Origin of the sequence: Yimella sp. RIT 621 (assembly GCF_004146205.1) — a bacterium.
In the GTDB taxonomy this organism is placed as follows: domain Bacteria; phylum Actinomycetota; class Actinomycetes; order Actinomycetales; family Dermatophilaceae; genus Yimella; species Yimella lutea.
Map to the genome: position 1 here is coordinate 98,331 of NZ_SEIP01000011.1, position 25,372 is coordinate 123,702.

Sequence of the window (25,372 nt, forward strand, 5' to 3'; positions counted from 1 at the left end):
TTGGGTGGTCCGCACGGGCACGCCCTGCACTGGCACGGTCACTCGCCGGTGCACGCGCTCGCACCGCAGGTGAAGCTGGTGGCGCTGGCGCTGTTCGTCGTGTCGGTCGTTGCGACCAGCACGAGCAACTGGTGGGCGTTCGGAGTCCACGCTCTGCTGCTGGGCGGTGCGATCACCGTCGCGCGGGTGCCGGTGACCTCCCTGGTGCGTCGGATGTGGATCGAGGTGCCGTTCGTCGTGTTTGCGGTGCTGATGCCAATCGTGTCCACCGGTCCGCGGACGCAGCTGCTCGGGGTCACCGTGTCCGAACCCGGCCTGCATGCCGGTCTCGCGTTACTGGCCCGAGGGACGCTCGGCGTGCTCGCGTCGCTGTTGTTCGCGGCCACGACCGAGGCGCCGGACGTCGTCCGCGGCCTGGACCGGTTGCGGTTGCCGCAGCAACTGGTGCAGATCCTCGGATTCACCGTGCGCTATCTGGACGTCGTGACCGATCAGTTGCGCCGGATGCGGATGGCACGTGAATCCCGAGGATTCACAGCGACATCGGTGCGTCAGTGGCCGGTGCTTGCGTCCACCGCCGGCGCTTTGTTCATCCGTTCCTACGAGCGCGGCGAACGAGTGCACTTGGCCATGTTGTCGCGTGGGTACGGTGGGCGGATGCCGCGCGCCGAAGCAGAACACGTGAGTGCCCGGGCGTGGATCCTCGGTCTCACTGTCCCGGTTCTTGCGGCGACCGTCGCCATCGTGAGCCACCTGCTGTGAGCACACCTGTTCTCAACGTCGGCGGACTGGCCTTCGCCTATCCGGACGGCCACCAGGCGCTGTTCGGTGTCGATCTGCACGTGCACCGTGGCGAGCGGGTGGCGTTGCTCGGTCCCAACGGTGCCGGCAAGACCACACTTGTGTTGCAGCTCAACGGGATTCTGCGCGCCGGGGCGGGGTCGGTGGCTGTCTCCGGGCTGCCCGTCGACGACAAGAACCTGCTCGAGATCCGGCGCCGCGTGGGCATCGTCTTCCAGGACCCCGACGACCAGTTGTTCATGCCGACGGTGGGGGAGGACGTCGCGTTCGGACCGCGCAACCTGGGGCTGCGCGGAACCGAACTCGAGCAGCGGGTCGAGCACGCTCTGGAACTGGTCGGTATGGCCCAGTTCGCGGGGCGTCCGCCGCATCACCTGTCGTTCGGTCAACGGCGTCGCGTCGCCATCGCGACCGTGCTTGCGATGGAGCCGGAGATCCTGGTCATGGACGAACCGAGTTCGAATCTCGACCCGGCTTCACGCCGCGAGATCGCCGAGATCGTCCGGTCGCTCGATGTGACGATGCTGATGGTCACCCACGACCTGCCGTACGCGGTGCAACTGTGCGAGCGATCGGTGATCCTGTCGGACGGCGTGATCGCCGCCGACGGTCCCACCGTCGACCTGCTGTCGGACGACGATCTGATGAAGCGCCACCGTCTGGAGATGCCCTTCGGGTTCGACGTGCGTGGCCTCAAGCGCGCCACCGACTGAACCCCAACCAAATCGGCGTGAGTTTGTGCCCTTCGCCGGGCAAGGCGAAGGGACAAACTCACGCCGATTTCAGTCGATTGCGAGGTCTGCCCGGGTCGGCGGGTTGGCTCCGGCACGGGACACCGTGATCGATGCCGCCGCGACTGCACGTTGGAGTGCGGGCAGGACGTCGTCCCAGCCGGCTTTCTGGAACCGGGACCGTGCTGCGAGGCTGCCCAGGAAGCCGGCGTCCGACAGGCCGCTCAATAGCCCGGACATGAACGAGTCGCCCGCACCGACCGTGTCGGTCACCGAAACCGACTGGCCGGCAACGGTTTTCACCGCATCGTCGAAGCCGGCGGACGGCAGGCAGGCGACCGCACCGTCGGACCCCCGCGTCACGACGATCAAGGCCGGACCGAGCTGCGCCCACAGGCGCGCGATCTCCTCGACCGGTACCTCGCCGTACAACCAGCGCACATCCTCGTCGCTGGCCTTGACCACGTCGCAGAGCCCGACCAACTGCTCGATGTCGGACCGCGCGTCGCCCGGCTCGCCCATCAGCTGCGGACGGCAGTTCGGGTCGTAGGAAATGGTGCCGTGGGCGCGTTGGGTGAAACACGCCTCGCGGATGGCGGACGCGCCCGGTTGCAGTACGGCCGCGATGGATCCGGTGTGCAGGTGCTCGGCCGCGGGAAGCTCGTACGGCACCTGCCAGTCGATGTCGAACGTGTACGTCGCCGCACCCGTCTCGTCGAGGACGGCCTGCGCGGTGGCCGTACGTTCGGCACCGTCGCTGCCGGCCACCAACTGGACGTCGTCCGCGGCGAGGTGCGCGCGGATCGCGGCGCCGCGGTCGTCGTCCCCGATGAACGTGGCCAGTTGTGCCGGTTGCCCGAGCCGTGCCAGCCCTATGGCGACGTTCAGCGGCGACCCACCGACATGCTCGGCGACCTCACCGTTCACCGGGCGCACGACGTCCACGAGCGCCTCGCCGACCACCAACGTCCGCATGATCAAGATTCGGCTCAGCGGTAGTCGTCGACCTTGGCCGCGATGTGCCGGGCCTCGACCATCCGGATGGTGCCACTGGTGGAGCGCATCACCAGCGACTGCGTGGTGGCGCCGCCACCTTCGTAGTGGACGCCCTTGAGCAGTTCGCCGTCGGTGATGCCGGTGGCGACGAAGAAGCAGTTGTCGCTCTTGACCAGTTCGTTGGTCGACAGCACCGCGTCGATGTCGTGACCGGCATCGATCGCGCGCTGCTTCTCGTCGTCGTCGACGGGCCACAGGCGACCCTGGATGACGCCACCCATGCAGCGCATCGCGCACGCGCTGATGATGCCTTCGGGGGTGCCACCGATACCGAGCAGCAGGTCGATACCGGTGCCCTCGCGGGCGGCCATGATCGAGCCGGCGACGTCGCCGTCGCTGATGTAGCGGATGCGGGCGCCGGCGTCGCGCACCTGGCGACCGAGCTCCTCGTGGCGCGGGCGGTCGAGCATCACGACGGTGACGTCGGAACGGTTCATTCCCTTGGCCTTGGCGACCCGTCGGATGTTCTCGGCGACCGGCAAGCGGATGTCGACGACGTCGGCCGCTTCCGGGCCCGCCGCGAGCTTGTCCATGTAGAAGACCGCGCTGGGGTCGTACATCGAACCGCGCTCGGAGACCGCCATGACCGACACCGCGTTGTTCATGCCCTTCGCGGTGAGGGTGGTGCCGTCGATCGGGTCGACCGCGACATCGACCTCGGGGCCGGTGCCGTCACCGACACGCTCGCCGTTGAACAGCATCGGCGCGTTGTCCTTCTCGCCCTCACCGATCACGACCACGCCGTTCATCGCGACGGTGGAGATCAGTTCGCGCATGGCTGCGACGGCAGCGCCGTCGGCGGTGTTCTTGTCGCCACGGCCCACGAATCGTGCGCCGGCCATTGCGGCGGCCTCGGTGACACGCACCAGTTCGAGCGCGAGGTTGCGGTCGGGTTTGATCGAGATCGACGGCTGTTCGGACATGGGTCTCCTTCGAACGGGCGTGGGGCTTGGGCTGAGCCTATCGGCCATGTGGCGTGCGCCACCGTCCGATCCGGGTAGTCGATGGCGCGGTCACGCCCGCGATGAGGGACGATGGACGGCGTGACCGTCGACGAAACCGCCACGCAGCAGCACCCGCAGGAGCCCGGCACGCAGCAGCCGGCACCGAAGCGACGGGGTATGCGCGGTAACGCAAAGAGCATGATCATCTCGATGCTCGTCGTCGTGCTCGGCGTCATCGGTTGGAACGCGCTGATTCCTCGGGTGAACAAGATCGATCGGGAGGGCGTCGACGTCGCCGCCATCGCGCGCGAGACCAACATCTCGCTGAAGTGGCAGGTGTCCTACCCGCAGCCGGCGCCGAAGGGGTGGATCCCTGCCAACGTCCGGGTCATCCGTTTCCAGAACCAGCCACCGACCTGGCAGGCCGGCTACGACCTGCCCGACAGCAAGTACATCGCCGTCCAGCAGACGGCCGAACCCACCGAGATGTGGGTGAAGCACCAGACCAACTACGCCAAACCGCAAGGCACCGTGCAGGTCGATGGTGCCGAGTGGACCAAGCTGTACCGCTCGAGCAACAAGCAGTCGTCGCTGGTGCGCAAGGATCCGTTGAACGGCCTCTCGACGATCGTGACCGGTCGTGGCGAGTGGTCCGAGCTGCAGAAGTTCGCCTCGCTGCTGAAGCCGGCCAAGACGTCCTGAGGTTCGCCCTCGGCAATCGGTCCTGGTAGCAACCGGTTTCGTTTACCGCGGATGTAGCGAGGTCAGTCGTCAGCGGGTTCGTCGCCGGTGAGCCGCTGCACCCGCTCCTGCGCGTCGTCCAGCCAGGTGTGGCAGTGCTTGGCCAAGGCCTCGCCGCGCTCCCACAGCCGCATCGACTCCTCGAGCGACACCGAGCCGGCCTCCAACGTCGAGACGATGCGGGCCAGCTCGTCCCGCGCCTCTTCGTAACCGAGTTCCTTCACGTCGGCGAACTCGTCGCCGGCGGCGGCTGCTTCGGTCTTCGGTTGCTGCTTGGGCATGCGTGCCAGCCTACGGCGCGGGCTCCGCGACGGGGCGGACGGCGAAGTCGCCGCGCGCCACGGTGACCCGCAGCAGGTCGTCCGCTGAGACGTCCGCGACGTCGGTGATCACGCTGCCGTCGACCTGACGCACGACCGCATACCCGCGCTCAAGGATCTGCTGCGGCGACAGTGCGCGCAGTTGCCCCTGCAGGTGCGTAACGCTGTCGTGCGAGCGTTCGAGCCTGTGCGACAACCGAATTCGTGCGCGTTCCTGCAGTCGGACGATTTCCTCGCGGCGCGTCTGCACCATCGTCTGCGGGTCGGCGAGCACCGGACGGCTGGTCAGCATGTCGATCCGCTGGCGTTCGTGGGAGATGCGCCGGTGCAGGCTGTGTGCACCCGTCTCGCGCAACCGGCGAACACCGGCAAGCTGCTCCTGCAGGTCGGGGACGATGAGCTTTGCCGCGTCGGTCGGGGTGGACGCGCGGACGTCGGCGACGAAGTCGAGCAACGGACTGTCCACGTCGTGCCCGATGGCGCTGACCACGGGGGTGCGCGCCGACGAGATCGCTCGGATCATCGTCTCGTTGGAGAACGGCAGCAGATCCTCGAACGATCCGCCGCCTCGGGCGATCACGATGACATCGATGTCGGGATGCGCGTCGAGCTCGCTCAGCGCGGCGGTGACCTCCTCGACCGTCGACGACCCCTGGACGGCAACCTGCCTGATCTCGAATCTCGTTGCCGGCCAACGGCGCCGAGCGTTCTCGACGACGTCGCGCTCGGCCGCGCTGTTGCGTCCGCAGATGAGTCCGACGGTCTTGGGGGCGAACGGCAGCGGCCGCTTGCGGGACGCATCGAACACCCCTTCGCTGCGCAGCAACTGCTTGAGGCGCTCGACCCGGGCGAGCAGTTCGCCGATGCCCACGGCGCGGATCTGACGCGCGTCCAACTGCAGCGAACCGTTGCGCGACCAGAAGGTCGGCTTGGCATGCATCACCACGCGAGCGCCCGGCTGCACGGACGGTCCCATCGCGTTCAGCGTGTTGACGTGGGTGGTGACCGACATCGACAACTCCGTGTCGGTGTCGCGCAGCGTGAGGAAGACCGTGGGCGCTCCCGGACGGCGGTTGACTTGCACCAGCTGCCCCTCGACCCAGACCGGTGACATCTTGTCGATGTAGTCGCCGATCCTCATGCTCAGCAGGCGCAGCGGCCAGGGCTCGTCGGCCGTGGTGTCGGCGGCCTTCTCGGGCAGGGGAGTCACGCTGCCGAGAATAAGCCGCGTTCGTCTTGCCGACGTGGGCACATGGAAAGGTCCCGCGTATGTCCTCCCCTGAATGACATACGCGGGACCCTTCACCCCCGTGAGCGCGGCACCCCCGTGTCCGCGTCATAACCATCGACGCCGTGACCGCGGTGATCGGTTGCCTGGAGTCGGGAAGATCTCGCGATGTGAGACAGATCGCAGGGTGGCTGCAATTCGGGACGCGGCGCTCGCTCACCTACCATGGCAAGCATGACTTCGACGACCGAGACCGTCCGCGCCGAGAGCACCGACACCAAGCGCGTCCTGCTGGCTGCGCCGCGGGGGTACTGCGCCGGTGTCGACCGCGCGGTCATCACCGTCGAGAAGGCGCTCGACCTGTACGGACCGCCGGTGTACGTCCGCAAGGAGATCGTGCACAACAAGCACGTGGTGACCACGCTGGAGAAGCGTGGGGCGATCTTCGTCGACGAGACCCAGGAAGTACCCGAGGGCGCCACGGTCATCTTCTCCGCCCACGGAGTCGCGCCGGTCGTGCATGACGAGGCCGCTGCGCTGTCGTTGAAGACGATCGACGCCACCTGCCCGCTGGTCACCAAGGTGCACCGCGAGGCCAAGCGGTTCGCGTCCGACGACTTCGACATCCTGCTCATCGGGCACGAGGGCCACGAGGAGGTCGTCGGCACGTCCGGCGAGGCGCCCGAGCACATCACGCTCGTGGAGAGCCCCGACCACGTCGACGAGGTCACCGTGCGCGATCCGGAGAAGGTCGTCTGGCTGTCGCAGACCACGCTGTCGGTCGACGAGACGATGGAGACCGTGCGCCGGTTGCGCGAGAAGTTCCCCAAGCTTCAGGACCCGCCCTCGGACGACATCTGTTACGCCACCCAGAACCGCCAGCTTGCGGTCAAGCAGATGGCGCCGGACACCGATCTGATGATCGTGGTCGGCAGCCGCAACTCCTCCAACTCGGTTCGCCTCGTAGAGGTCGCCCTGGAGCACGGCGCGAGGGCCGGGTACCTGGTCGACTACGCCGACGAGATCGACGAGTCTTGGCTCGACGGTGTCTCGACCGTCGGCGTCACCTCCGGTGCGTCGGTGCCCGAGGTGCTCGTGCGCGACGTGCTGACCTACCTGGCCGAGCGCGGCTACGAGGACGTCAAGCCGATCGTGGCCGCCGAGGAGAGCCTGCTGTTCGCGCTCCCGAACGAACTACGTCGCGACCTCAAGGCCAAGAACGGCGCGGACGCCGACAAGGTGCGCCACGACGCCGGCTCGCTGCACTGAGGCGTCCCGCGCCGGCGCTGACATCGGCGCCAGTCGCGCGGGGGTATCGAGATTTGCTCGCATCCTGACGCGAGCGGATCTCGTCACCGGAGGCATCCGGCCGAAGCTTCAGCCGGCGGCGGCACGCACCCGCCGGGACTGCGCCGCGACGTAGGCCAGGCGCACCCAACGGGCCAGCGTCGTGCCGATCACCAGGCCGAGGGCGACAGCGAGGATCACGCCGGCCGCGAGAGCTGCGGTGGGACCGGACAGCTGCGGTTCCAGCCCGAGTTGAGCGACCGAGACCAGGCCGATCGACCCTGGCACGAGCAGCCAGAAGCTCGGTAGAAAGAGCACCATGCGTGGCAACCCCCGGCGAAGCACTGCGACAGACCACGCAGTGACGCTCGCAACGATCGCGCCCACGAAGGCACCGGTCCAGGCAGTGTTCGTCAGCGCTTGGGTGATCAGCTGAGCGGTCATCGTCGCGGCGAGCACCAGCAGCACCCAGGGCGCGATGATCCGAGGCACGGACTCCTGCAAGCAGATCCCGGCGGTCACCAGCAGCAGTCCGAGAGTCGGGCTCCACCAGCCGAGGTCGTCGGTGCGGGCGTTCTGCAAGGCTCCGGCGTCGACGTCCAACAGTGCGGCGGCGCCGACGATGCCGATGGCGAACATCACCAATTGCGTTGCGCCTGACGTCAATCGGGCTGTTCCACTGACGACCGCACCGTTGACCAGTTCGGAGAGGCCGGTCACGATCGTTGCGCCGGGAAGTAACACCGCCACCGGTGGCAGGAGGGTGCGCAATGGACTTGCCACGTAGCCCTGTCGGTACGCCCAGAACGCAGCGAGCGAAACTCCGAACGCGGCCACGCACGGAAGGAGGGCAGCGGGCAACAACCCGCGTCCGGCGCCGCGCATGAGCATCGCGACGAACGGCGACATGATTGCTCCGAACGCGACCGCTGCCCAGGACGGTTGGAGGATGAGGGCCAGTCCGACGCCGACGCAGAGACCGCCGAGGTACATCCCGCTGACGGGATGTCTGTGCGGCTGGGCGCGAAGACCCCGCAGGCGCAGGAGGGCTTCATCCGGATCCATCGAACCGGCCAGAAGGCCTTGCTGGATCGCAGCGACCGCTGCGGATTGATCCAGACGCAGCGGGCCCTCGACGGACTCGTAGGTCGCGGGCGTGCCGTGGCCGAGCGACAGCGCCACGCCGACCGGCTGCGCGTGCAGTTGGACGCCGGGGTGCCCGAGGCGAGTCGCGATGACCCGGATGTCCCGCTCGACCTCATGCGATCCGGCGCCGCCGGCGATGAGTGCTGCAGACAGGTACACCAGCAGTTGGCGCACCTGGTCGTCACTGGCTCGGTTCACCCGCCGATTATTGCGGAGGCAGGCGACTACGCCGTTTCGCAGGCGTCGTCGGGCCCCGATCGGTCGGGCACGCCGAAGTCCAGCCTCGGCCGCCTGACCTCGTCGTCGAGCGCGTCGATGAGTTCGGCGGCGGTCAGTGGGCGCGGTGCCTGCTCGATCGGCGGCACGTCGGGCACTGGCTCGGAAGCAAGGCCGAGCGACTCCATCCGTCGCGCGGACACCAGCACACGTGCTTCGAGCGTGCCGACCATCGCGTTGTACGCCTCGACCGACCGGCGCAACGAGTCGCCCATGCGATGGGTGTGCCTGCCCAGGGTGCCGAGGCGTTCGTACAGCTCGCGTCCGATCGTGAGCAGTTCTTGGGCATTGGACTCCAGCGCGTCCTGACGCCATACCAGCGCCGTGGTCTGCAGGGCACTCAGCAAGGTGGCGGGGGAGACCAGCAGCACCCGGCGGCCCATCGCCCGATCGATCAGGTCGGGGTCGGTACGGACCGCCGCCGCGAGGATCGCCTCGGACGGCACGAAGCACAGCACCGCCTCGGGCGTCGTCGCGAAGCCGCTCCAGTAGTCCTTGGCCGACAGCGCGTCGACGTGTCCACGAAGGGCCGTGCTGTGGGTGCGCAGCAGACGCTCGCGCTCGGTGTCGTCGACCTCGCCGGACTGCGCCGCGAGGAAGTGCTGGATCGGTGCCTTCGAGTCGACCACGAGCACTTTGCCACCGGGCAGGCGGACGACGGCGTCCGGGCGAATGTCTTTGCCGTGCCTACTGATTGCGCGCACCTGTTCGTCGAAGTCGCAGTGTTTGATCAGGCCGGCATGCTCAAGCACCCGGCGCAGTTGCATCTCACCCCAGGCGCCGGAGGTGTTCGAGGACTTGAGCGCACCGGCGAGCACCGCGGTCTGCTGATGGAGCGCGCCGGTGGTTTCGTTGACCGCGCGCAGTTGTGCACCGAGGGCGCCGTACTGCGACGCGCGGTCGCGTTCGAGCGCCTCCACCTGGCGCTCCACCCGGGCGAGCGTCGAGGAGAGCGGGGCCAGTGCCTGGGCGGTCTGCTGGTCTTCACCCAGCGCTGCTTCGAGGTCGATCACCCTCTCGCGCAGCAGCCCGGCCTCGGTGGTCGCGCCCACCACGCGCGCCTCGTACCGCGTGCGCAACCAGGACCACAGCACCGCTGCGGCCACCGCAACACCGACGACCATGCCGAGGACGAAGAACCCGATCTGACTCATGACTTCAGCCTTGCATCGACCACCGACAAGCACCGTAGGTGGCGAACTGCCGCACGCGAGTCACCGGGGCGATAGATTTCGCACCGCACCCGCACCCAGGAGGACCCATGTCCAGCGCCGTCAGCACTGAGGGCACCAAGAGCGTCGCCGCCGGCGAGCTCACCCGCAGCCAACGGCTCGACCGGTTGCCGTTCAACAAACTGCACGGACGGTTGCTCGGCGGCTCCGGCATCGGCTGGGCCCTCGACGCCATGGACGTCGGACTCATTTCTTTCCTGATGGTCGCCATCAAGCAGGAGTGGGGCCTGTCGACCGCGCAGATCTCCTGGATCGCGTCCGTCGGCTTCATCGGCATGGCCGTGGGCGCGTCGATGGGCGGATACCTCGCCGACCGCATCGGCCGGCGTAACGTCTTCGCGCTCACCTTGATCGTCTACGGCCTGGCGACCGGGTTCTCGGCGTTGTCGACCGGTTTCTGGATGCTCATCGTGTTCCGCTTCGTGATCGGCCTGGGCCTCGGCGCCGAGTTGCCGGTCGCGTCCACGTTGGTCAGCGAGTACGCGCCGGCTCGGATCCGGGGGCGCATGGTCGTGCTGTTGGAAGCCTTCTGGGCGGTCGGCTGGATCCTCGCCGCGCTCATCGGCTACTACGTCGTGCCGCAGGACAACGGCTGGCGCTGGGCGCTCGTGCTCGGTGTCGTCCCGGCGCTGTATGCGATCTACGTCCGCCGGGGACTGCCGGAATCGGTGCGCTTCTTGGAGAAAGTCGGACGGATCGACGAGGCGGAAGCGTCCGTACGGCGGTTCGAGCAGGCGTCCGGGATCGAGCCGGTGCCCTCACCTACGCCCCCGCCCGCTGCGAAGCCGTCCATCAAGGCGTTGTGGGAGAAGCGTTTCGCCGGGCGAACGATCGCGTTGTGGATCACCTGGTTCGGGGTGAACTTCTCCTACTACGGAGCCTTCCTGTGGATTCCGACCTTCCTGGTCGCGCAGGGCTTCCCGATGGCGAAGTCGTTCGAGTTCACGCTGTGGATAACGCTCGCCCAGTTGCCCGGCTACGCGGTTGCGGCGGTGCTGATCGAGAAGATCGGACGCCGGTTCACGCTCGCCACCTTCCTGCTCGGATCCGCCGGCTCGGCGATCGCGTTCGGGCAGTCGAGTTCGGAGTCGGCGATCTTGCTGACCGGCTGCCTACTGTCGTTCTTCAACCTCGGTGCATGGGGCGCGCTGTACGCGGTCACCCCGGAGGTCTACCCGACCACAATGCGCGCCACGGGCAGCGGGAGCGCCACCGCGTTCGGCCGGATCGCGTCCATCATCGGCCCGTTGCTCGTGCCGTGGGTGCACGACGAGTACGGCACCGGCACGACCTTCGTCCTGATCGCGGTGTCGTTCGCCGTCGCCATGCTCGCTGCACTCGGCCTGCCGGAGTGGAAGGGCAAGGAACTACAGAGCGCCTGAGCGGTCAGTGCGTCCGCGTCGCTGCGCGACGAGATCGGACGCGGAACAGCGGCTGGGTGAGTCTGTCCATGCGTTTCCACGCGAAGCGTTGGGCCAGCACGGTCACGGTGCCGGCCAGCAGCATGCCCGCGAGGTTGAGTCCGAGTTGTTGGAGCGACCCGACGATCTCCGAAGGGGCCTCCAGCGCGAGACCGAGAGCCAGGTTTCCCGCGGCCGGCACGGTGGTCACCGAGATGAAGACACCGACCATCGCCTGGCCCTTGTCCGCCGACAGTGCCAGCACCCCGGCGGCTCCGGCGAGCAGCGCCACGACGAACGACCACTCGTCCGGGTGCCAGATGAATGCCGTCTGGGGACGGGGCCTGGTGACCATCTCCCACGTGACCCAGCCGAACAGTGCGATCCACGCGACCACCACCGTCACCGCGATCGCGAAGGTGAAGCTCAGCACCAACAGTTTCAGACCGCGATAGGCCAGCCGTCCCTTGCCGAGCACCAGGCCGGTGCAGATCGCGGCGACGGTCCCGAACTCGGGTCCGACCACCATCGCGCCGATCACGAGGATCGAGGAGTCGGTCAGCACCGCGATCGCGGCGAGCATCACCGCGATGACCAGGAACAGGTGGAAGGTGATGGTCGGTCGGACGGCGCTCGCGGCCTGGCTCTTGACGACGTCCCAGATCACGGCGTCGTCGGGATCACCTGCGGCCGCCTCCTCCACCTCGTGGGCACGCCGGAACGGTGTTGCGGTCAGCGGGACGATGGCGATCCCGCCGGTTTCGTCCAGTCCCAGGTCGGACAGGTCTTCCAGGATGCTGCTCGCGACCTCGCGGGCAACGTCGGCCTGGATGAGATCGCCCGGCGGTTCGATGCTCGCCCCGGGGATGCGGATGACATTGGTCACCGTCGCCTTGTCGGACAGCAACGACAGCACCGGATCGACCAGATCGGGCGGCACGGTGAGACGCAGGTGGACGAGCATGCGCCAAAGGGTAGTTAGACTCTTGTCCCCGTGGCCCTCACCATCGGAATCGTCGGACTGCCCAACGTCGGCAAGTCCACCATGTTCAACGCTCTGACCAAGAACAATGTGCTCGCCGCGAACTACCCGTTCGCGACCATCGAGCCCAATGTCGGCGTCGTCCCGTTGCCCGACCCGCGCCTGAAGGTGCTCGCCGGAATCTTCGGTTCCGCGCAGATCCTTCCCGCGACGGTCTCGTTCGTCGACATCGCCGGCATCGTTAAGGGCGCGTCGGTCGGTGAGGGGCTGGGCAACAAGTTCCTGGCCAACATTCGCGAGGCCGACGCCATCTGTCAGGTGGTGCGCGCCTTCGTCGACGACGATGTCCACCACGTCGACGGCAGGGTCGAACCATCGTCCGACCTGGAGACGATCAACACCGAGCTCATCCTGGCCGACCTGCAGACCTTGGAGAAGGCCGTGCCGCGTCTGGAGAAGGAGGTCAAGGGCAAGAAGACCGACAAGGCCGTCCTGGACGCCGCCGTCGCCGCCCAGAAGATCCTGGAGACCGGTGACCCGCTTTCCAAGCACCCGGGCGAGATCGACCTCGAAGCCGTCCGCGAACTCGGTCTGCTGACCACCAAGCCGTTCATCTACGTCTTCAACGTGGACGAGGACCAGCTCACCGACGAGGACTTCCAGGCGAAGATGCAGGAACTCGTCGCTCCCGCCGACGCGATCTTCCTGAACGCCAAGCTGGAGTCCGAGGTCGCCGAACTGGACGACGCCGAAGCGCGTGAGTTGCTGGAATCAGTCGGCATCGAGGAACCGGGTCTGGATCAGTTGGCGCACAAGGGTTTCAACACTCTCGGCCTACAGACCTATCTGACGGCAGGTCCGAAGGAGACCCGCGCCTGGACCATCCGCAAGGGCTGGACCGCGCCGCAGGCCGCCGGTGTCATTCACACCGACTTCCAGAAGGGCTTCATCAAGGCCGAGGTCATCTCCTTCGACGACCTCGTCGAGACCGGCTCCGTCGCCGAGGCCCGCGCGAAGGGCAAGGCCCGCATGGAGGGCAAGGACTACGTCATGCAGGACGGCGACGTGGTGGAGTTCCGGTTCAACGTCTAAGGTTTTCGTCATATTGCCCTTCGCCCCAGTCATCGTCGATGGCTGGGGCGGAGTCGCTCAAGGGGTTAACGACCAATGGCGGGTTTGCTTCGTGTGGACCGACGCTGGACCGGAGGAGGTGCAGATCATTGACTACCACTGAGGAGATTGAGCCGATCCACCCCGGGGAGGTCCTCCTGGAGGACTTCACTGAGGTATTCGGGATCACCCAGAACAAACTCGCCGTGTCAATCGGCGTCCCGCCTCGGCGAATCAATGAGATCGTGCACGGGAAGCGAGGGATCACGGCCGACGCGGCGCTGCGGATGGCAAAGTTCTTCGGCACATCGGCGGAGTTCTGGATTAACCTACAGAGCTACTACGAGCTCGACCGTGCCGAGGACGCAGCGGGTGAGCAGATCGCGGCGATCGCGCCGCTGCAGGTCTCGTGACCAGCTGCGTCGTGCAGCACCCCGGAGGCGTCTGCATCGCGGTCACCGACCTCGGCGGCGACGGCCCTGTCGTCGTGCTGCTGCACGGGCTTGCCGGGAGCTCGCAGGAGTTGCTGCGCACGGCGCGAGCGTTGCAGGACCATCGGGTCCTGCTCGTGGACCAGCGAGGGCACGGTGCGAGCACGCGGCTTCCAGATGATCTATCCCGCGACGCCTTCGTCGGCGACGTCGTGGCGGTGATCGAGGAGCTCGCCCCAGGGAGCCGAGCGACGCTCGTCGGGCAGTCGATGGGAGCCCACACTGCTTTTCTCGCAGCAGCAGTGCGCCCAGACCTGGTCGAGCAGCTCGTGATGCTCGAAGGCCATGTGTTGGGGAGTGACGATCCGCGCGAGGCTGCTGGTCTCGGCGCGTACTTCGCGTCCTGGCCGGTTCCGTTCCGGGACGAAGCCGCTGCCCGCGAGTTCCTCGGTGATGACGCGATCGTTGATGCCTGGGTAGCGGATCTCCAGTCGACGGATGATGGGCTCGTCCCGCGTTTCGACGCCGCGGTCATGCAACGCACGATCGAGGCTGTGCATGAACCGCGCTGGGACGAGTGGGAAGCTCTGCAGGTTCCGACGCTCGCGATTTTCGCCAAGCACGGGATGTTCAGCGATGCCGACAAGGACGAGCTGATCCGGCGCAGGCCCGAGACGGTCAGAGTCGATCTCTGCGGCGGCAGCCATGATGCGCACCTCGACGCCTTCGACGAGTGGATCGACGTGCTTCGCCGCTGGTTATCCCGCGATTAGGCCAGGGACTCGCGGACCAGTGTCCGCTGAGGTTGTTAGCTACGGCGACGTGGTGGAGTTCCGCTTCAATGTCTGAAGTTGCTCGTCTTCGCGCGTGACGCTTTCCGATCGGGATCACCGGTGTGGAGGGACATGTGGCCCGCAAAGCCCGAGGTTAACGAACGGCACTTCTTCCAGCTCGTCAATTGGACGTGCTGGGGGATGCTCGCGTTCTCTGCGTAGGCCTTGGCGCACGCCTTGGCAAGCATTGAGAGCGATGGTGGCCTCAAAGGTCGCCCTGCGCCTGCATGACTTACTGGTCCCTTGCTGGGAGGGTCGACGCACCCCCGAGGTAGGTACGTACCTACAGGAGGCTCGGCTATGACGACGATGAGCGCACGCGAGTTCAATCGCGACGTCAGTGTTGCCAAGCGGGATGCTGCGCGGGGTCCGGTGGTGATCACGGATCGCGGCGAGCCGGCGTTCGTCCTGCTCTCGATCCAGGAGTACCGCCGGCTACTTCTTCTTCGACAGCCGGTGCCAGAGCGTGTCCTGACGGTGCGGGTCGTCCAGCAGGTGCAGGTCGAGTTCGTCGCTGAGGCGCTTGAAGGCCGCACGGCCGCGGACGCTGGTGCCGTGGGCGTCCAGCCGCGGTGAATAGGTGGCCAGACCGGCGCGGCCGGGGAGGGCACCGACGATCGAACCGGCGACACCGCTCTTGGCAGGAATGCCGATCTCGGACATCCAGTCGCCGGCCGAGTCGTACATGCCGCAGGTCATCATCACGCTCATCGCCTGACGGGCGACGTGGACGGGCACGATCTGTTCCTCGGTGCCGGGCCGGTAACCGCCGTTGGCCAGGGTCGCCGCCATCGTCGCAAGATCGCGAACGGTCACCAGGATCGAGCACTGGCGGGTGTAACCGGTCACCACTTCGAACGGGTCGTCCGGCAGCACGTCCTCGGCACGCAGCATGTGAGCGATCGCGAGGTTCCGATTCGCCTGTGCGAGTTCGTCTTTCGCGGCGTCTTCGTCGACCGCGAGTTTGCGTCCGGCCATCGCGGACAGCCGCTCCACGATGCGGTCGACCCGTTCTTCCGGCTTCGCCTTGGCTCCTGCGACGAGGCCGTGGATGGTCAGTGCGCCGGCGTTGATCATCGGATTGCGCGGACGCTTGCTCTCGGGTTCAACCGAGACGACGTTGTACGCCTCGCCGGACGGTTCGACGTCAACAGCACGCAGCACTTCGCCGATTCCGTTCTGCTCCAACGCAATTGCGTAGACGAAAGCCTTCGACACCGACTGGATGGTGAACTCGTGCTCGTCATCTCCTGCCGAGTGGATCTCGCCGTCCGTGGTGCACAGTGCCGCGCCGAAGAGTCCGGGGTCGGCCTCGGCGAGCGCCGCCGGTACCTGCTCGACCTCGCCGCCGGCTTCGTCCCGCAGTTCGTCCAGCGTGCGTGCGAGGTACTCGTCGAAGTTCTCAGCCATCGTTCGAGCCTACGGTCGGAGACAGCCGATCAGGACATCGAGTGTGGCGGGTGTTCAGCCACCCGCAGTGGTTCGGTCAAGCCCTCGTACGCGCGCAGATCGACGGACGGGTGGTCGGCATGCTCGCCAACTCATTGCCGTCGGTCTCTCGACCCGCTGTTGGTCTCGCTCGCGTTCTCCCGGACCTCGACGACATGGCCGGTCCTGCGAGAGGCGAAGCGCTGGGGCATCAGCGTGCTGGGTGATCGGCACGCCGATCTGGTCTCACTTCTGTCGCGTCCGACGGCGTCGCGCTTCGAGGGCATCGAGTTCGCGACCTGCGCCGACGGGGCCGCGGTCCTTCCGCAGGCGCTCGCATCATTCACCGTCGACCGCCACGCGCAGATCGACGCGGGCGACCACGTCCTCATCATGCTGCACGTGCTGCAACTGCACCGCGGCCCGCAGCAGGCCGCCACGCGTCTTTACCTGGCCGACGCAGACACGCCGGACATCCGTCTCGGCAAAGTGCACGGCACGCTCATGGTCGACGTAGTGGCGACCAACGCGAAGCTGCAACGTCGCGCCTTGCGCATCGTGACCGAGACGACCGGCACCGACGACGCCACCGCTGCTGCGGCGCTCGCATCCTGTGACGGCAACGCGAAGTCGGCCATCACCTCCGTACTGCTGTACATCCCGGCCGAGGAGGCAGTGCGTCGGCTCGCTGCGGTGGACGGACATCTCGCGCGTGTCCTGAGCGGCGGCGAATAGCCGCTCACACGGGAATTGCGCTGCGCCGGAATCGGTTTCAGGTATTCGTCCGTAACAGGCGCCGAAAGGTCGCCGGGGTGATGGAATGGACGCATGGTGCAGCACATGAACCTTCGTGAGTACATCGACAAGCTGAAGATCGAGGGCTACTCGGTCGCCGGCGCGAGCGAGGAAGACCCGGTGCTGATCGCACCCGACGGCAAGGCTGTCGAGACCTGGCGCCAGGGCTACCCGTACGAAGAGCTTCTCGACCGGGACGTGTACGAGGAGGAGAAGTACAAGCTGCAGGTCGAACTGCTGAAGTTCCAGTACTGGACGCAGGACGTCGGCGCCAAGCACGTCATCGTCTTCGAAGGCCGCGACGCCGCCGGCAAGGGCGGCACGATCAAGCGCTTCGTCGAGCACCTCAACCCGCGTGCCGCCCGTGTGGTCGCGCTCAACAAGCCGTCCAACACCGAACAGGGCCAGTGGTACTTCCAGCGCTACGTCAACCACCTGCCGACCGCCGGTGAGATCGTGATGTTCGACCGCAGTTGGTACAACCGCGCGGGTGTCGAGCGCGTCATGGGCTTCTGCACCGACGAGGAGTACGACGTCTTCATGCGCCAGGCGCCCCGCTTCGAGCGGATGCTCGTCGAGAGCGGCACGACCGTCACCAAGTTGTGGTTCTCGGTGACCCAGGACGAGCAGCGCACCCGCTTCGCGCTGCGCCAGATCGACCCGGTGCGTCAGTGGAAGCTGTCGCCGATGGACCTGGAGAGCCTCGACCGGTGGGAGGCCTACACGAAGGCCAAGGAAGCCAACTTCGAGCTCACCGACAAGCGGTACGCGCCCTGGATCGTGGTGAAGAGCAACGACAAGAAGCGGGCTCGCATCAACGCGATGCGCGCCTTCCTGCACCAGTTCGACTACGAGGACAAGGACGAGTCCGTCGTCTTCGCCCCCGACCCGAAGATCGTGACTCGCGCGAAGCACACCGTCGGCGACTGATCGGCGGTCCCCGCCCCCCGCGTTTCAGGTCACAGTTTCGTCGAGCCTGCGGCGGCCGGTCCGGCGCGGTCCAGAGTTCGGCGGGCACGCTCGGGAAACCCACGACCGGCCGCGTCCAACCTCAACTACGTCAAGGACGGCACGATCGCCAATCAGGCGATCGTCAAAGTGGGCTCCGACGGCAAGATTGCCCTTTTTCACCGCAGCGTCGGCCCATGTGCTCGTCTATCTCACCGGGTCCGGCCCTTTCGTCGTGCGTTCCGGTCCGGTCGGCGAGAAGCACGGTGTGGCAGTGCGCCGCTCGCTATCAAGGCGTGGTGTGATGCATGGCACAAACGAAAGGAGGGACGATGGCGTTCCTGGACAAACCGAGCTCGGTCGCACCACCGGGCTACAGCCGCTGGCTCATTCCGCCGGCGGCGCTCGCGGTACACATGTCGATCGGGCAGGTGTACGCGTTCTCCGTCTTCAAGGCCTCATTGGTGGCCCGCTTCGACTCCTCACAGACCGCGGTCGCGTGGGTCTTCTCGATCGCGATCGTCTGCCTGGGTCTGTCCGCGGCGATCGGCGGAAGCTGGGTCGAGCGCAACGGTCCGCGACGGGCGATGCTGGTCTCCGCCGTCTTCTGGTTCACCGGCTTCCTGGTGGGCTCGCTCGGCATCGCCACCGGTCAGCTCTGGCTGCTCTACCTCGGGTACGGCATTCTCGGCGGCATCGGTCTGGGCATCGGCTACATCTCACCGGTCTCGACGCTGATCAAGTGGTTCCCCGACCGCCCGGGCCTCGCGACCGGAATGGCGATCATGGGATTCGGCGGTGGCGCCCTCGTCGCCGCGCCGCTGTCGAACTCGCTGATGCAGCGCTTCGACGGTGACTTCGACCCCACCGCGAAGGGTTCGGTCGCCTCGACGCACGCGTTGACGATGACCTTCCTGACGCTCGGCGTCATCTACCTGATCTTCATGATGATCGGTGTCGCACTGATCAGATTGCCGCAGGGATACGGCGGACACGACGACACCGTCGCCCACCATCCCGGACGAAACGGCGCACTGGTGCGGGCGAACGAGGCGATCAAGACCCGCCAGTTCTGGCTGTTGTGGATCGTGTTGTTCTGCAACGTGACTGCCGGTATCGGCATCCTCGAGCAGGCCGCCCCCATGATCCAGGACTTCTTCCGCAGCGGCGGCAGCTCGGCGATCACCGCAGCCGTCGCGGCCGGGTTCGTCGGCATGCTCAGCCTGGCCAACATGGGCGGACGCTTCGTCTGGTCGGCACTGTCGGACTACATCGGACGCAAGCCGATCTACATGTTGTACCTGGGTGTCGGAGCGGTCATGTACCTGCTGCTCGCCTCGACCGGACACAAGGCGACGTGGATGTTCGTCGTCTTCGCGCTGGTGATCATCTCCTTCTACGGCGCCGGCTTCGCGACCGTCCCCGCCTATCTGAAGGACCTCTTCGGCACGCTGGAAGTGGGCGCGATCCATGGCCGGTTGCTGACCGCGTGGTCGGCGGCGGGTGTCGCCGGACCGCTGATCATCAACGGCTTCCTGGATGCCGCCGGTAAGCCAGGATCGCTCACGGCGGCCGATTACCGTCCGGCGATGTTCACGATGGTCGGTGTGCTGGCGGTCGGCTTCGTCGCGAACCTGCTGATCACCGTCGTGAACGAGAAGCACTTCGACCAGCTCGCCGAGCCGGAGAAGAAGTACCGCTCGCGCGATGCAGCCGCAGCGACCACGGGAGGATTCGAATGAGCAACAACGAGATTCGGGAAGAACCCCGGGACGAGGTCCGGCACGAGCAGGTGCCGGGTCAGCACGCGAGCACCAGTCCGCTGATGGTCGCCCTCGCGTGGGCGCTCGTCGCGATGCCGCTGCTCTACGGGCTGTGGCAGGCCGTCATCAAGGCGTCCAAGCTGTTCGCCTGAACGAACGCGAATCGGCCGGCCGGGAGTCATCCCGGCCGGCCGATTCATTGGTGAATCAGGCTGATTCGATCAATCAGCGGTGCAGGTCGAAGCGGTCCAGCTCCATGACCTTGACCCAAGCGTCGACGAAGTCGCGGGTGAACTTCTCCTGCGCGTCGTCCGAGGCGTACACCTCGGCGACGGCGCGCAGCTCGGAGTTCGCACCGAAGACCAGGTCGGCGCGGCTACCGGTGAAGGTGGCACCGGACGTGGCGTTCTTGCCGTTTTAGAGGTCGCCCTCGCCGCGCTCCCAGGAGGTCTCCAGGTCCAGCAGCGTGACCAGGAAGTCGTTGGTCAGCGCACCCTCGCGGTCGGTGAGCACGCCCACCTTGGAGCCGGCGGTGGCGGCGTGCCAGGCCATGCGGATCATGAACGGGGCGTAGGTGCCGAAGTCGGCCGGCCACCAGTCCTTGGAGTCGGTCATCACGTGTGCGATGTCCTTCTTCACCTCGGCCAGGTCGAGGGCCTCGAACGCCTTGACGTAGTCGAACTCCTCGCCGAGCGGGTTACGGGCCGGGGAGTTCTTGGCGAGGATCTTGATGTTCAGGCGGTTCGGCCACCACCGCTTGTTGTGGTCGGGGTCCGCTGCCGCGCTGTGGATCACCGGGCAGCGGGCCTCCTTGGCCTCGCCCTGGTCGTTGGTCTCCTCGATCGTCGTGGTCTCGATCGGGTCGGACACATCAGTCATTTGTGATTCCTGACTTCGTCAGGGTTGAACCGGCGGTCGTGCAAGCGGGGCACATGCCCCAGTAGATGACCTCGGCCTCGTCGATGACGAAACCGTGGTCGTCGTTCGCCGTCAGGCAGGGTGCGTGGCCGACCGAACAGTCGACGTCGGCGATCACCCCGCAGGATCGGCAGACCAGGTGGTGATGGTTGTCGCCGCGTCGCCACTCGTACCGGGCGGGGGAGCCGGCGGGTTCGATCTTGCGCAACAAGCCGGACGCCGTCAGCGCCGACAGGCAGTCGTACACGGCCTGGTGCGAGACGGCCGGCAACTGTGCGCGTACAGCCCGCAGGATCTCACTCGCGTCCGCGTGTTGGTTGGCGCGGACAGCGTCGAGCACGGCGACGCGAGGGCGAGTCACGCGCAGGCCGGCCTCACGCAGGCTGCGGTCGAGCTCCTCGGTCATCACCCCTCCTGTCTATCCCGTTTTCTTGAACGATTCAAAACAAGCAGGTGAACGGTCTCCCATTGTGGACGCCGCCACACTGTGCTGCAGTGGGCGCATGGACAGCAGCCAGGAACGGGTCGTCTCGGCCACCCGCGTCATCGACGCACCCGCGCACGTCATCTTCGAACTCATCGCCGATCCTGCCCGGCAGCCGGAGTGGGACGGAAACGACAACCTCTCGAAAGCCGCTGCAGGACAACGGGTTCACCAGGTCGGTGATGTTTTCCGGATGACCACGACGAAGGGCAAGGAACGCGACAACCACGTCGTCGAGTTCGAGGAGGGTCGGTTGATCGCCTGGAAGCCCTCCGGTGTGGGCGAGCCGCAGGCGGGCCATCTGTGGCGCTGGGAACTCGAACCGATCGACACCGGCTCGACCCGGGTGACGCACACCTACGACTGGACCGGCCTCACCGACGAACAGCGCTTCGAACGGGCGCGCTGGACGACGTCCGAACGGTTGCTGGGTTCGATCGACCGACTGGCAGCTGCGGTCGAATAGACCTCAGCCGCAACAGCTTCCGCCGCAGCAGCCGCCGCCTTCGGGGGCGTCCTCGAGGGCAAGCGTGAGCGCCTTGGCGAAGGTGTCGACCGGCTGTGCACCGCTGACGCCGAAGCGTCCGTCGACGACGAAGAACGGTACGCCGTTGATCCCGATGCCCTTGGCCTGATCGGTGTCCGAGCGCATCGCGGTGTCGTACTGCTCGGAGCCGAGAGCCTCACCGATCTCGTCCGCGGACAGCCCGTGCTCGGTGCCGATGCGGGTCAGCACGTCCTTGTCGGCGATGTCCTCGCCGTGCTCGAAGTGCGCAGCGAAGAGCGCGCGATTGACCTCGGTCGCAACGCCGCGCAACTGAGCCAGGTGCACCAGGTGGTGTGCCAGCCGGCTGTTCGCGACCTTGAGGTTGGCGTAATCGAACTGCAGACCGTCGGCAGCGGCGACGCCGGCGACCTGCTCGGTCATCGCCTCGATCTGGTCGCGGGGCATGCCCTTGGATTCGGTCAGGTAGTCGATCTCCGAACCCTCGAAGTGCTCGGGAAGGTTCGGGTCGAGCTGGTAGCTGTGCCAGATGACCCGGACGTCGTCGCGGCCCTCGAAATCGGCCAGCGCCTGGTGGAAACGTTCGGTGCCGATGAAGCACCACGGGCAGGCGAGATCGGACCAGATGTCGACGTTCATGCCCCTATCAAAGCCGGGGACCGCCTCCGCATTCCCGCCGGGGCCCGCGAGTGTCATGAGGGATGAGGCAGACACGCCTCATCCCTCATGACACTCGAACCGGACTCGTTGTGGTCAGCGGACGATCGCCACCGGGCACTTGGCGGAGTGCAGGACACCGTGGCTCACCGAGCCCAGCATCATGCCGCGGAACCCGCCGCGACCGCGCGTGCCGATGGCGAGCATCGAGGCGCCGACGCGGTCGGCCTCGGCGGCGAGAGCGGACGCCGGATCGCCCTCGATCACCTCGGCGGTGATGGAGAGGTCGGGGTGATCCGTGCGGAGCCGATCAGCAGTGCCGCGCAACTCGGCCTCGACCGCTTGGTGGATGCCTTCACCGGCGGTCATCAGCACCGCGCCGTCGACGTACGAGGCGGCTGCGATGGTCGCGGCAGGCTGCGACCACACGGCCACCAGGTGCAGCGGCGCACCGCGTTCTGCGGCCACCTCGCAGGCCATCGCGAGGGCCCGCTGGGACGGCTTGGAGTCGTCCACCCCGACCACGATCGGGTGTTGCGGACCGACGGACGGTGCATCCGCGCGGACCACCACGACCGGGCACTTCGCATGTGCCGCAACGGCATACGAGACCGAACCGAGCAGAGCCGACAGCACCGGACCACGTCCGCGACTGCCGAGCACGATCACGCGCGCACCCTCAGCCGCCTCGACGAGGATCTCGGCCGGGTTGCCCAGCGAGTGGTGCGGTTCGACGTCGGACGCACCCAGCGCGGACGCCTTCTCCGCACCGATCTTCGCCATCTCGACGGCGCCGTCCTCGATGACCTGGCGGTCGATCATCACCCCTGCGCCGGCGTCCGCGAACGTGGGCATTGCGGTGGCGGACACGACGCGCAGCTTGTCGCCGCTGCGTCGTGCCTCACTGGCCGCCCATTCGAGAGCGCGTTCGCAGTCCGGGGTGTCGTTGTAGCCGACGACGATCATGGCTGAACCTCCCACTCGTTCCTACTATCCAGTGTAGTGAACGGAGTCGGGCTCAAGCCAGGACGTCGACCATCTCGTGTTCGCGCACTCCGGCGATCAGGCGGGCCAGGTGGTACCGGCTGTCGCCGAAGGTGTGCTCGATCTGCGTCAGTCGCGTGGTGTGGTGGCCGACCGAGTATTCCGCGGTCATGCCGATGCCACCGTGCAACTGGATCGCTTCCTGTCCCACGTGGCGACCGGTGCGCCCGGTAATCAGCTTCAGCCGCGACGCGGTCGCGCTGTCACCCGGGTGGTCGGTTATTGCCATCGACGCGAAATTGACTGTGCTGCGGGCCAGTTCGACGCTGACGTACATGTCGGCAGCGCGCTGGGTCAGCGTCTGGAAAGCCGCCAGCGGCACGCCGAACTGCTTGCGCGTCTTGAGGTACTCCACGGTCGAGCGCAGCGCCGCACCCATGGCGCCGAGCGCTTCACCGCCGAGCGCGATGATGCCGACATTGAGGCCTTCGGCGAGCAGGTCGAGGTCGCCGAGGCGGATCGCCTCGGCGCTTTCGAACGAAACGCTCGCGCCGGACGCCTTCGGTTCCCTGACCAGGAAGACGCAGGTGCAGCCCTCATCCGGGCACTGCGCCGTGGTGACGACGGCGTCGGCCTCGGTCAGGTCGTTGTTGCCGAGCTTGTGACCGGTGATCGTCCATCCGTCGTCGGACTTGGTCGCGGTCGCCTCCGGGTGTTCGGGGTCCCAGGCGCGGCCGGGCTCGGCCAGTGCCGTGAGCACGACCGAACTGCCGTCGACGATCGACTCGAGCAGGTCGTCGCCGCCCTCGCCACGGGCGATCATCACGGCAGCCGCCATGGCGTCGGCGTAGGGGAGTTCGAGGCGGGCAGCGCCCAGTTCGGCCGCGGCGATGGAGACCTCGACCGGGCTCGCGCCCATGCCGCCGGCGTCCTCGGAGATGGGCAGACCCAGCAAGCCCATCTCGGCGATGGCCGTCCAGGCGTCCCGGTCGAGCGGCCGCGGACCGACCGGTACATCACCGGAAGTTTCCTGCGGCACAAGGCGATTCGCCATCTCGCGCACCGCGCTCTGCAGGGCCTTCTGTTCGTCGTCGTAGGTGAAGTCCATGGTTGTTCAGCCCTTCAGTCCGAGGATGCCGCCGGAGATGACGCTGCGCTGCACCTCGTTGGATCCGCCGTAGATGGAAGCCTTGCGGAAGTTGAGATACATGGGCGTGGAGCGCGCTGCCCACTCCTCGATGTCGTCGGTCGGCGTCCAGTGCAGCGACGCCGGTCCGGCGATGTCGGTGATGAGTTCGAGGACCTCCTGCTGCAACTCGCTGCCGCGCAACTTCAGGATCGAGGACACCGGGTCCGGCTTGCCCTCCTTGCTGTTGCCCGCGACGCGCATGACGGTGACCTCGAGGGCCATCACCTCGGCCTCGAGCTCGGCGATCCGGGCCGCGAGCAGCGGGTCGTCCAGCATGGTGCCGGTCGCCGTCTTCGTCTGTGCCGCATAGGCTTTCGCGTCGGCGAGGTTGCGCTTGATCGAGCCCACGGGAGCGACACCGACACGCTCGTTGCCGAGCAGGAACTTCGCGTAGTCCCACCCCTTGTTCTCCTCGCCGACGAGCTGGTCAGCCGGCACGCGGACGTTCTCGAAGAACACCTCGTTGACCTCGTGGCCGCCGTCGATCAACTTGATGGGACGCAGGGTCACGCCGGGGGAGTTCATCTCGATGAGCAACATCGAGATGCCCATCTGCTTCTTCGGCGCGTTCGGGTCGGTGCGCACCAGGCAGAAGATCCAGTCGGCGAACTGCCCGAGCGTCGTCCAGGTCTTCTGACCGTTGACGATGTATTCGTCGCCCTCGCGGACGGCGGTGGTGCGCAACGAGGCCAGGTCGGAGCCGGCGTCCGGCTCGGAGAAGCCCTGGCACCACCAGATGTCGAGGTTCGCGGTAGGCGGCAGGAAGCGCTCCTTCTGCTCCTGCGAGCCGAAGGAGGCGATGACCGGGCCGATCATGTTGGCGTTGAACGCCAGCGGCGGCGGGACGTTGGCCGCCTGCATCTCGGTGCGCCAGATGTGCCGCTGCAGTTCGGTCCAGTCCTTGCCACCGAACTCGGTCGGCCAGTGCGGGACGGCCAAGCCGTGCTCGTTGAGCAACCGCTGGGCGCGACGCATGACGTCGGGGTCGACCTCGCCGTCCTTGGACAGGCCGGAGCGAAGCTCCTCGGGAACGGTCTCGGTGAAGAACCGGCGCATTTCCTGCTGGAAAGCCCGGTCCTCGTCGGTCAACTGGCGTTGCATCGTTCAGCCTCGATCCATCGGACGGCAGTGGTTGTTCCCACGGTAGACGTTCGATCCCGGCTTGGTAAGCGTTTGCTTAGTC

At 66.8% G+C, this 25,372-nt stretch carries 26 protein-coding genes and 2 pseudogenes; 14 read left to right on the top strand and 14 right to left on the bottom strand.

Going from position 1 to position 25,372, the window contains the following annotated elements:
• Together cbiQ and EU513_RS11765 are read left to right on the top strand one after the other, a co-directional pair.
• Nucleotides 1–762 carry a cobalt ECF transporter T component CbiQ gene (gene cbiQ, locus EU513_RS11760; protein ID WP_129626150.1) on the top strand — a complete coding sequence of 254 codons (762 nt, stop codon included), beginning with the start codon at nt 1–3 and terminating at the stop codon, nt 760–762.
• A complete protein-coding gene (locus EU513_RS11765) occupies nt 759–1,514 on the top strand; it encodes an energy-coupling factor ABC transporter ATP-binding protein (RefSeq protein ID WP_129626152.1) in 756 nt (251 codons plus the stop codon). The genes cbiQ and EU513_RS11765 overlap by 4 nt, the downstream gene beginning before the upstream one ends.
• A 69-nt stretch (nt 1,515–1,583) precedes the next feature.
• Here the strand turns inward: EU513_RS11765 and EU513_RS11770 are convergent, their stop codons facing one another.
• Together EU513_RS11770 and glpX are read right to left on the bottom strand one after the other, a co-directional pair.
• Nucleotides 1,584–2,507 carry a carbohydrate kinase gene (locus EU513_RS11770; RefSeq protein WP_129626154.1) on the bottom strand — a complete coding sequence of 308 codons (924 nt, stop codon included), beginning with the start codon at nt 2,505–2,507 and terminating at the stop codon, nt 1,584–1,586.
• Between the two features lie 14 nt (nt 2,508–2,521).
• The gene (gene glpX, locus EU513_RS11775; RefSeq protein ID WP_129626156.1) at nt 2,522–3,511 is read right to left on the bottom strand and encodes a class II fructose-bisphosphatase; all 990 of its coding nucleotides are present in this window, start codon (nt 3,509–3,511) and stop codon (nt 2,522–2,524) included.
• 120 nt (nt 3,512–3,631) lie between these two features.
• On the opposite strand from glpX, the gene EU513_RS11780 reads away from it, so the two are divergent.
• Nucleotides 3,632–4,234, top strand: coding sequence for a DUF4245 domain-containing protein (locus EU513_RS11780; RefSeq protein WP_168990259.1), 603 nt, complete (start codon nt 3,632–3,634; stop codon nt 4,232–4,234).
• A 62-nt stretch (nt 4,235–4,296) separates the two neighbouring features.
• Here EU513_RS11780 and EU513_RS11785 read toward each other — a convergent pair whose 3' ends face one another.
• Nucleotides 4,297–4,554: an exodeoxyribonuclease VII small subunit gene (locus tag EU513_RS11785; RefSeq protein WP_129626160.1), complete on the bottom strand. Its 258-nt coding sequence runs from the start codon at nt 4,552–4,554 to the stop codon at nt 4,297–4,299.
• Between the two features lie 10 nt (nt 4,555–4,564).
• The gene (gene xseA / locus EU513_RS11790) at nt 4,565–5,803 is read right to left on the bottom strand and encodes an exodeoxyribonuclease VII large subunit (protein WP_129626162.1); all 1,239 of its coding nucleotides are present in this window, start codon (nt 5,801–5,803) and stop codon (nt 4,565–4,567) included.
• 252 nt (nt 5,804–6,055) lie between these two features.
• On the opposite strand from xseA, the gene EU513_RS11795 reads away from it, so the two are divergent.
• Nucleotides 6,056–7,090, top strand: coding sequence for a 4-hydroxy-3-methylbut-2-enyl diphosphate reductase (locus EU513_RS11795; protein WP_129626164.1), 1,035 nt, complete (start codon nt 6,056–6,058; stop codon nt 7,088–7,090).
• A gap of 108 nt (nt 7,091–7,198) precedes the next feature.
• On the opposite strand, the gene EU513_RS11800 is transcribed toward EU513_RS11795, so the two are convergent.
• Together EU513_RS11800 and EU513_RS11805 are read right to left on the bottom strand one after the other, a co-directional pair.
• Nucleotides 7,199–8,452 (bottom strand): threonine/serine exporter ThrE family protein, encoded by a 1,254-nt coding sequence (locus EU513_RS11800; RefSeq protein ID WP_129626166.1) that lies wholly within the window; start codon nt 8,450–8,452, stop codon nt 7,199–7,201.
• Between the two features lie 26 nt (nt 8,453–8,478).
• Nucleotides 8,479–9,684, bottom strand: a complete 1,206-nt coding sequence (locus tag EU513_RS11805) for a DNA recombination protein RmuC (RefSeq protein WP_129626168.1) — start codon at nt 9,682–9,684, stop codon at nt 8,479–8,481.
• Nucleotides 9,685–9,791: 107 nt separating this feature from the next.
• On the opposite strand from EU513_RS11805, the gene EU513_RS11810 reads away from it, so the two are divergent.
• A complete protein-coding gene (locus tag EU513_RS11810; RefSeq protein ID WP_129626170.1) occupies nt 9,792–11,144 on the top strand; it encodes an MFS transporter in 1,353 nt (450 codons plus the stop codon).
• A gap of 4 nt (nt 11,145–11,148) precedes the next feature.
• On the opposite strand, the gene EU513_RS11815 is transcribed toward EU513_RS11810, so the two are convergent.
• A complete protein-coding gene (locus tag EU513_RS11815; protein ID WP_129626172.1) occupies nt 11,149–12,126 on the bottom strand; it encodes a DUF389 domain-containing protein in 978 nt (325 codons plus the stop codon).
• 30 nt (nt 12,127–12,156) lie between these two features.
• Between EU513_RS11815 and ychF the strand changes: the two genes are divergently transcribed.
• The 4 genes and pseudogenes from ychF to EU513_RS16425 form a co-directional block, all read left to right on the top strand.
• Nucleotides 12,157–13,236 carry a redox-regulated ATPase YchF gene (gene ychF, locus EU513_RS11820; RefSeq protein WP_129626174.1) on the top strand — a complete coding sequence of 360 codons (1,080 nt, stop codon included), beginning with the start codon at nt 12,157–12,159 and terminating at the stop codon, nt 13,234–13,236.
• A gap of 128 nt (nt 13,237–13,364) precedes the next feature.
• On the top strand, nt 13,365–13,667 hold the full coding sequence (locus EU513_RS11830; protein ID WP_129626176.1) for a HigA family addiction module antitoxin: 303 nt from the start codon (nt 13,365–13,367) through the stop codon (nt 13,665–13,667).
• Nucleotides 13,664–14,458 (top strand): alpha/beta fold hydrolase, encoded by a 795-nt coding sequence (locus EU513_RS11835; protein ID WP_205744762.1) that lies wholly within the window; start codon nt 13,664–13,666, stop codon nt 14,456–14,458. The genes EU513_RS11830 and EU513_RS11835 overlap by 4 nt, the downstream gene beginning before the upstream one ends.
• Nucleotides 14,459–14,827: 369 nt before the next feature.
• A pseudogene (locus EU513_RS16425) lies at nt 14,828–14,947 on the top strand (type II toxin-antitoxin system prevent-host-death family antitoxin); the annotation flags it as partial.
• Nucleotides 14,948–14,953: 6 nt separating this feature from the next.
• Here the strand turns inward: EU513_RS16425 and glsA are convergent.
• Nucleotides 14,954–15,928: a glutaminase A gene (glsA, locus tag EU513_RS16430; protein ID WP_129626180.1), complete on the bottom strand. Its 975-nt coding sequence runs from the start codon at nt 15,926–15,928 to the stop codon at nt 14,954–14,956.
• Between the two features lie 36 nt (nt 15,929–15,964).
• Here glsA and EU513_RS15935 point away from each other — a divergent pair, with 36 nt between their 5' ends.
• The 4 genes from EU513_RS15935 (at nt 15,965) to EU513_RS15940 (ending at nt 19,604) form a co-directional block, all read left to right on the top strand.
• Nucleotides 15,965–16,681 (top strand): flavin reductase, encoded by a 717-nt coding sequence (locus tag EU513_RS15935; RefSeq protein ID WP_255407463.1) that lies wholly within the window; start codon nt 15,965–15,967, stop codon nt 16,679–16,681.
• A 105-nt stretch (nt 16,682–16,786) separates the two neighbouring features.
• Complete coding sequence (gene ppk2 / locus EU513_RS11855) at nt 16,787–17,671, top strand: polyphosphate kinase 2 (protein ID WP_239702291.1); 885 nt, start codon at nt 16,787–16,789, stop codon at nt 17,669–17,671.
• Between the two features lie 350 nt (nt 17,672–18,021).
• A complete protein-coding gene (locus EU513_RS11860) occupies nt 18,022–19,431 on the top strand; it encodes an OFA family MFS transporter (RefSeq protein ID WP_129626186.1) in 1,410 nt (469 codons plus the stop codon).
• Complete coding sequence (locus EU513_RS15940; protein WP_168990254.1) at nt 19,428–19,604, top strand: hypothetical protein; 177 nt, start codon at nt 19,428–19,430, stop codon at nt 19,602–19,604. Before EU513_RS11860 ends, EU513_RS15940 begins: the two co-directional genes overlap by 4 nt.
• Before the next feature lie 73 nt (nt 19,605–19,677).
• On the opposite strand, the pseudogene EU513_RS16160 reads toward EU513_RS15940, so the two are convergent.
• Together EU513_RS16160 and EU513_RS11870 are read right to left on the bottom strand one after the other, a co-directional pair.
• Nucleotides 19,678–20,331: pseudogene (locus EU513_RS16160) on the bottom strand (hypothetical protein).
• A complete protein-coding gene (locus EU513_RS11870) occupies nt 20,324–20,776 on the bottom strand; it encodes a Fur family transcriptional regulator (protein WP_129626188.1) in 453 nt (150 codons plus the stop codon). Before EU513_RS11870 ends, EU513_RS16160 begins: the two are co-directional and overlap by 8 nt.
• A gap of 97 nt (nt 20,777–20,873) precedes the next feature.
• Here EU513_RS11870 and EU513_RS11875 point away from each other — a divergent pair, with 97 nt between their 5' ends.
• A complete protein-coding gene (locus tag EU513_RS11875) occupies nt 20,874–21,320 on the top strand; it encodes an SRPBCC family protein (RefSeq protein ID WP_129626190.1) in 447 nt (148 codons plus the stop codon).
• Between the two features lie 3 nt (nt 21,321–21,323).
• Here EU513_RS11875 and EU513_RS11880 read toward each other — a convergent pair whose 3' ends face one another.
• The 4 genes from EU513_RS11880 to EU513_RS11895 form a co-directional block, all read right to left on the bottom strand.
• The gene (locus tag EU513_RS11880; RefSeq protein ID WP_168990261.1) at nt 21,324–21,998 is read right to left on the bottom strand and encodes a DsbA family protein; all 675 of its coding nucleotides are present in this window, start codon (nt 21,996–21,998) and stop codon (nt 21,324–21,326) included.
• A 114-nt stretch (nt 21,999–22,112) separates the two neighbouring features.
• Nucleotides 22,113–22,982, bottom strand: a complete 870-nt coding sequence (locus EU513_RS11885; protein WP_129626194.1) for a universal stress protein — start codon at nt 22,980–22,982, stop codon at nt 22,113–22,115.
• 52 nt (nt 22,983–23,034) lie between these two features.
• On the bottom strand, nt 23,035–24,108 hold the full coding sequence (locus EU513_RS11890; protein WP_129626196.1) for an acyl-CoA dehydrogenase family protein: 1,074 nt from the start codon (nt 24,106–24,108) through the stop codon (nt 23,035–23,037).
• A gap of 6 nt (nt 24,109–24,114) precedes the next feature.
• Nucleotides 24,115–25,290, bottom strand: coding sequence for an acyl-CoA dehydrogenase family protein (locus tag EU513_RS11895; protein WP_129626198.1), 1,176 nt, complete (start codon nt 25,288–25,290; stop codon nt 24,115–24,117).
• Nucleotides 25,291–25,372 lie beyond the last annotated feature (82 nt).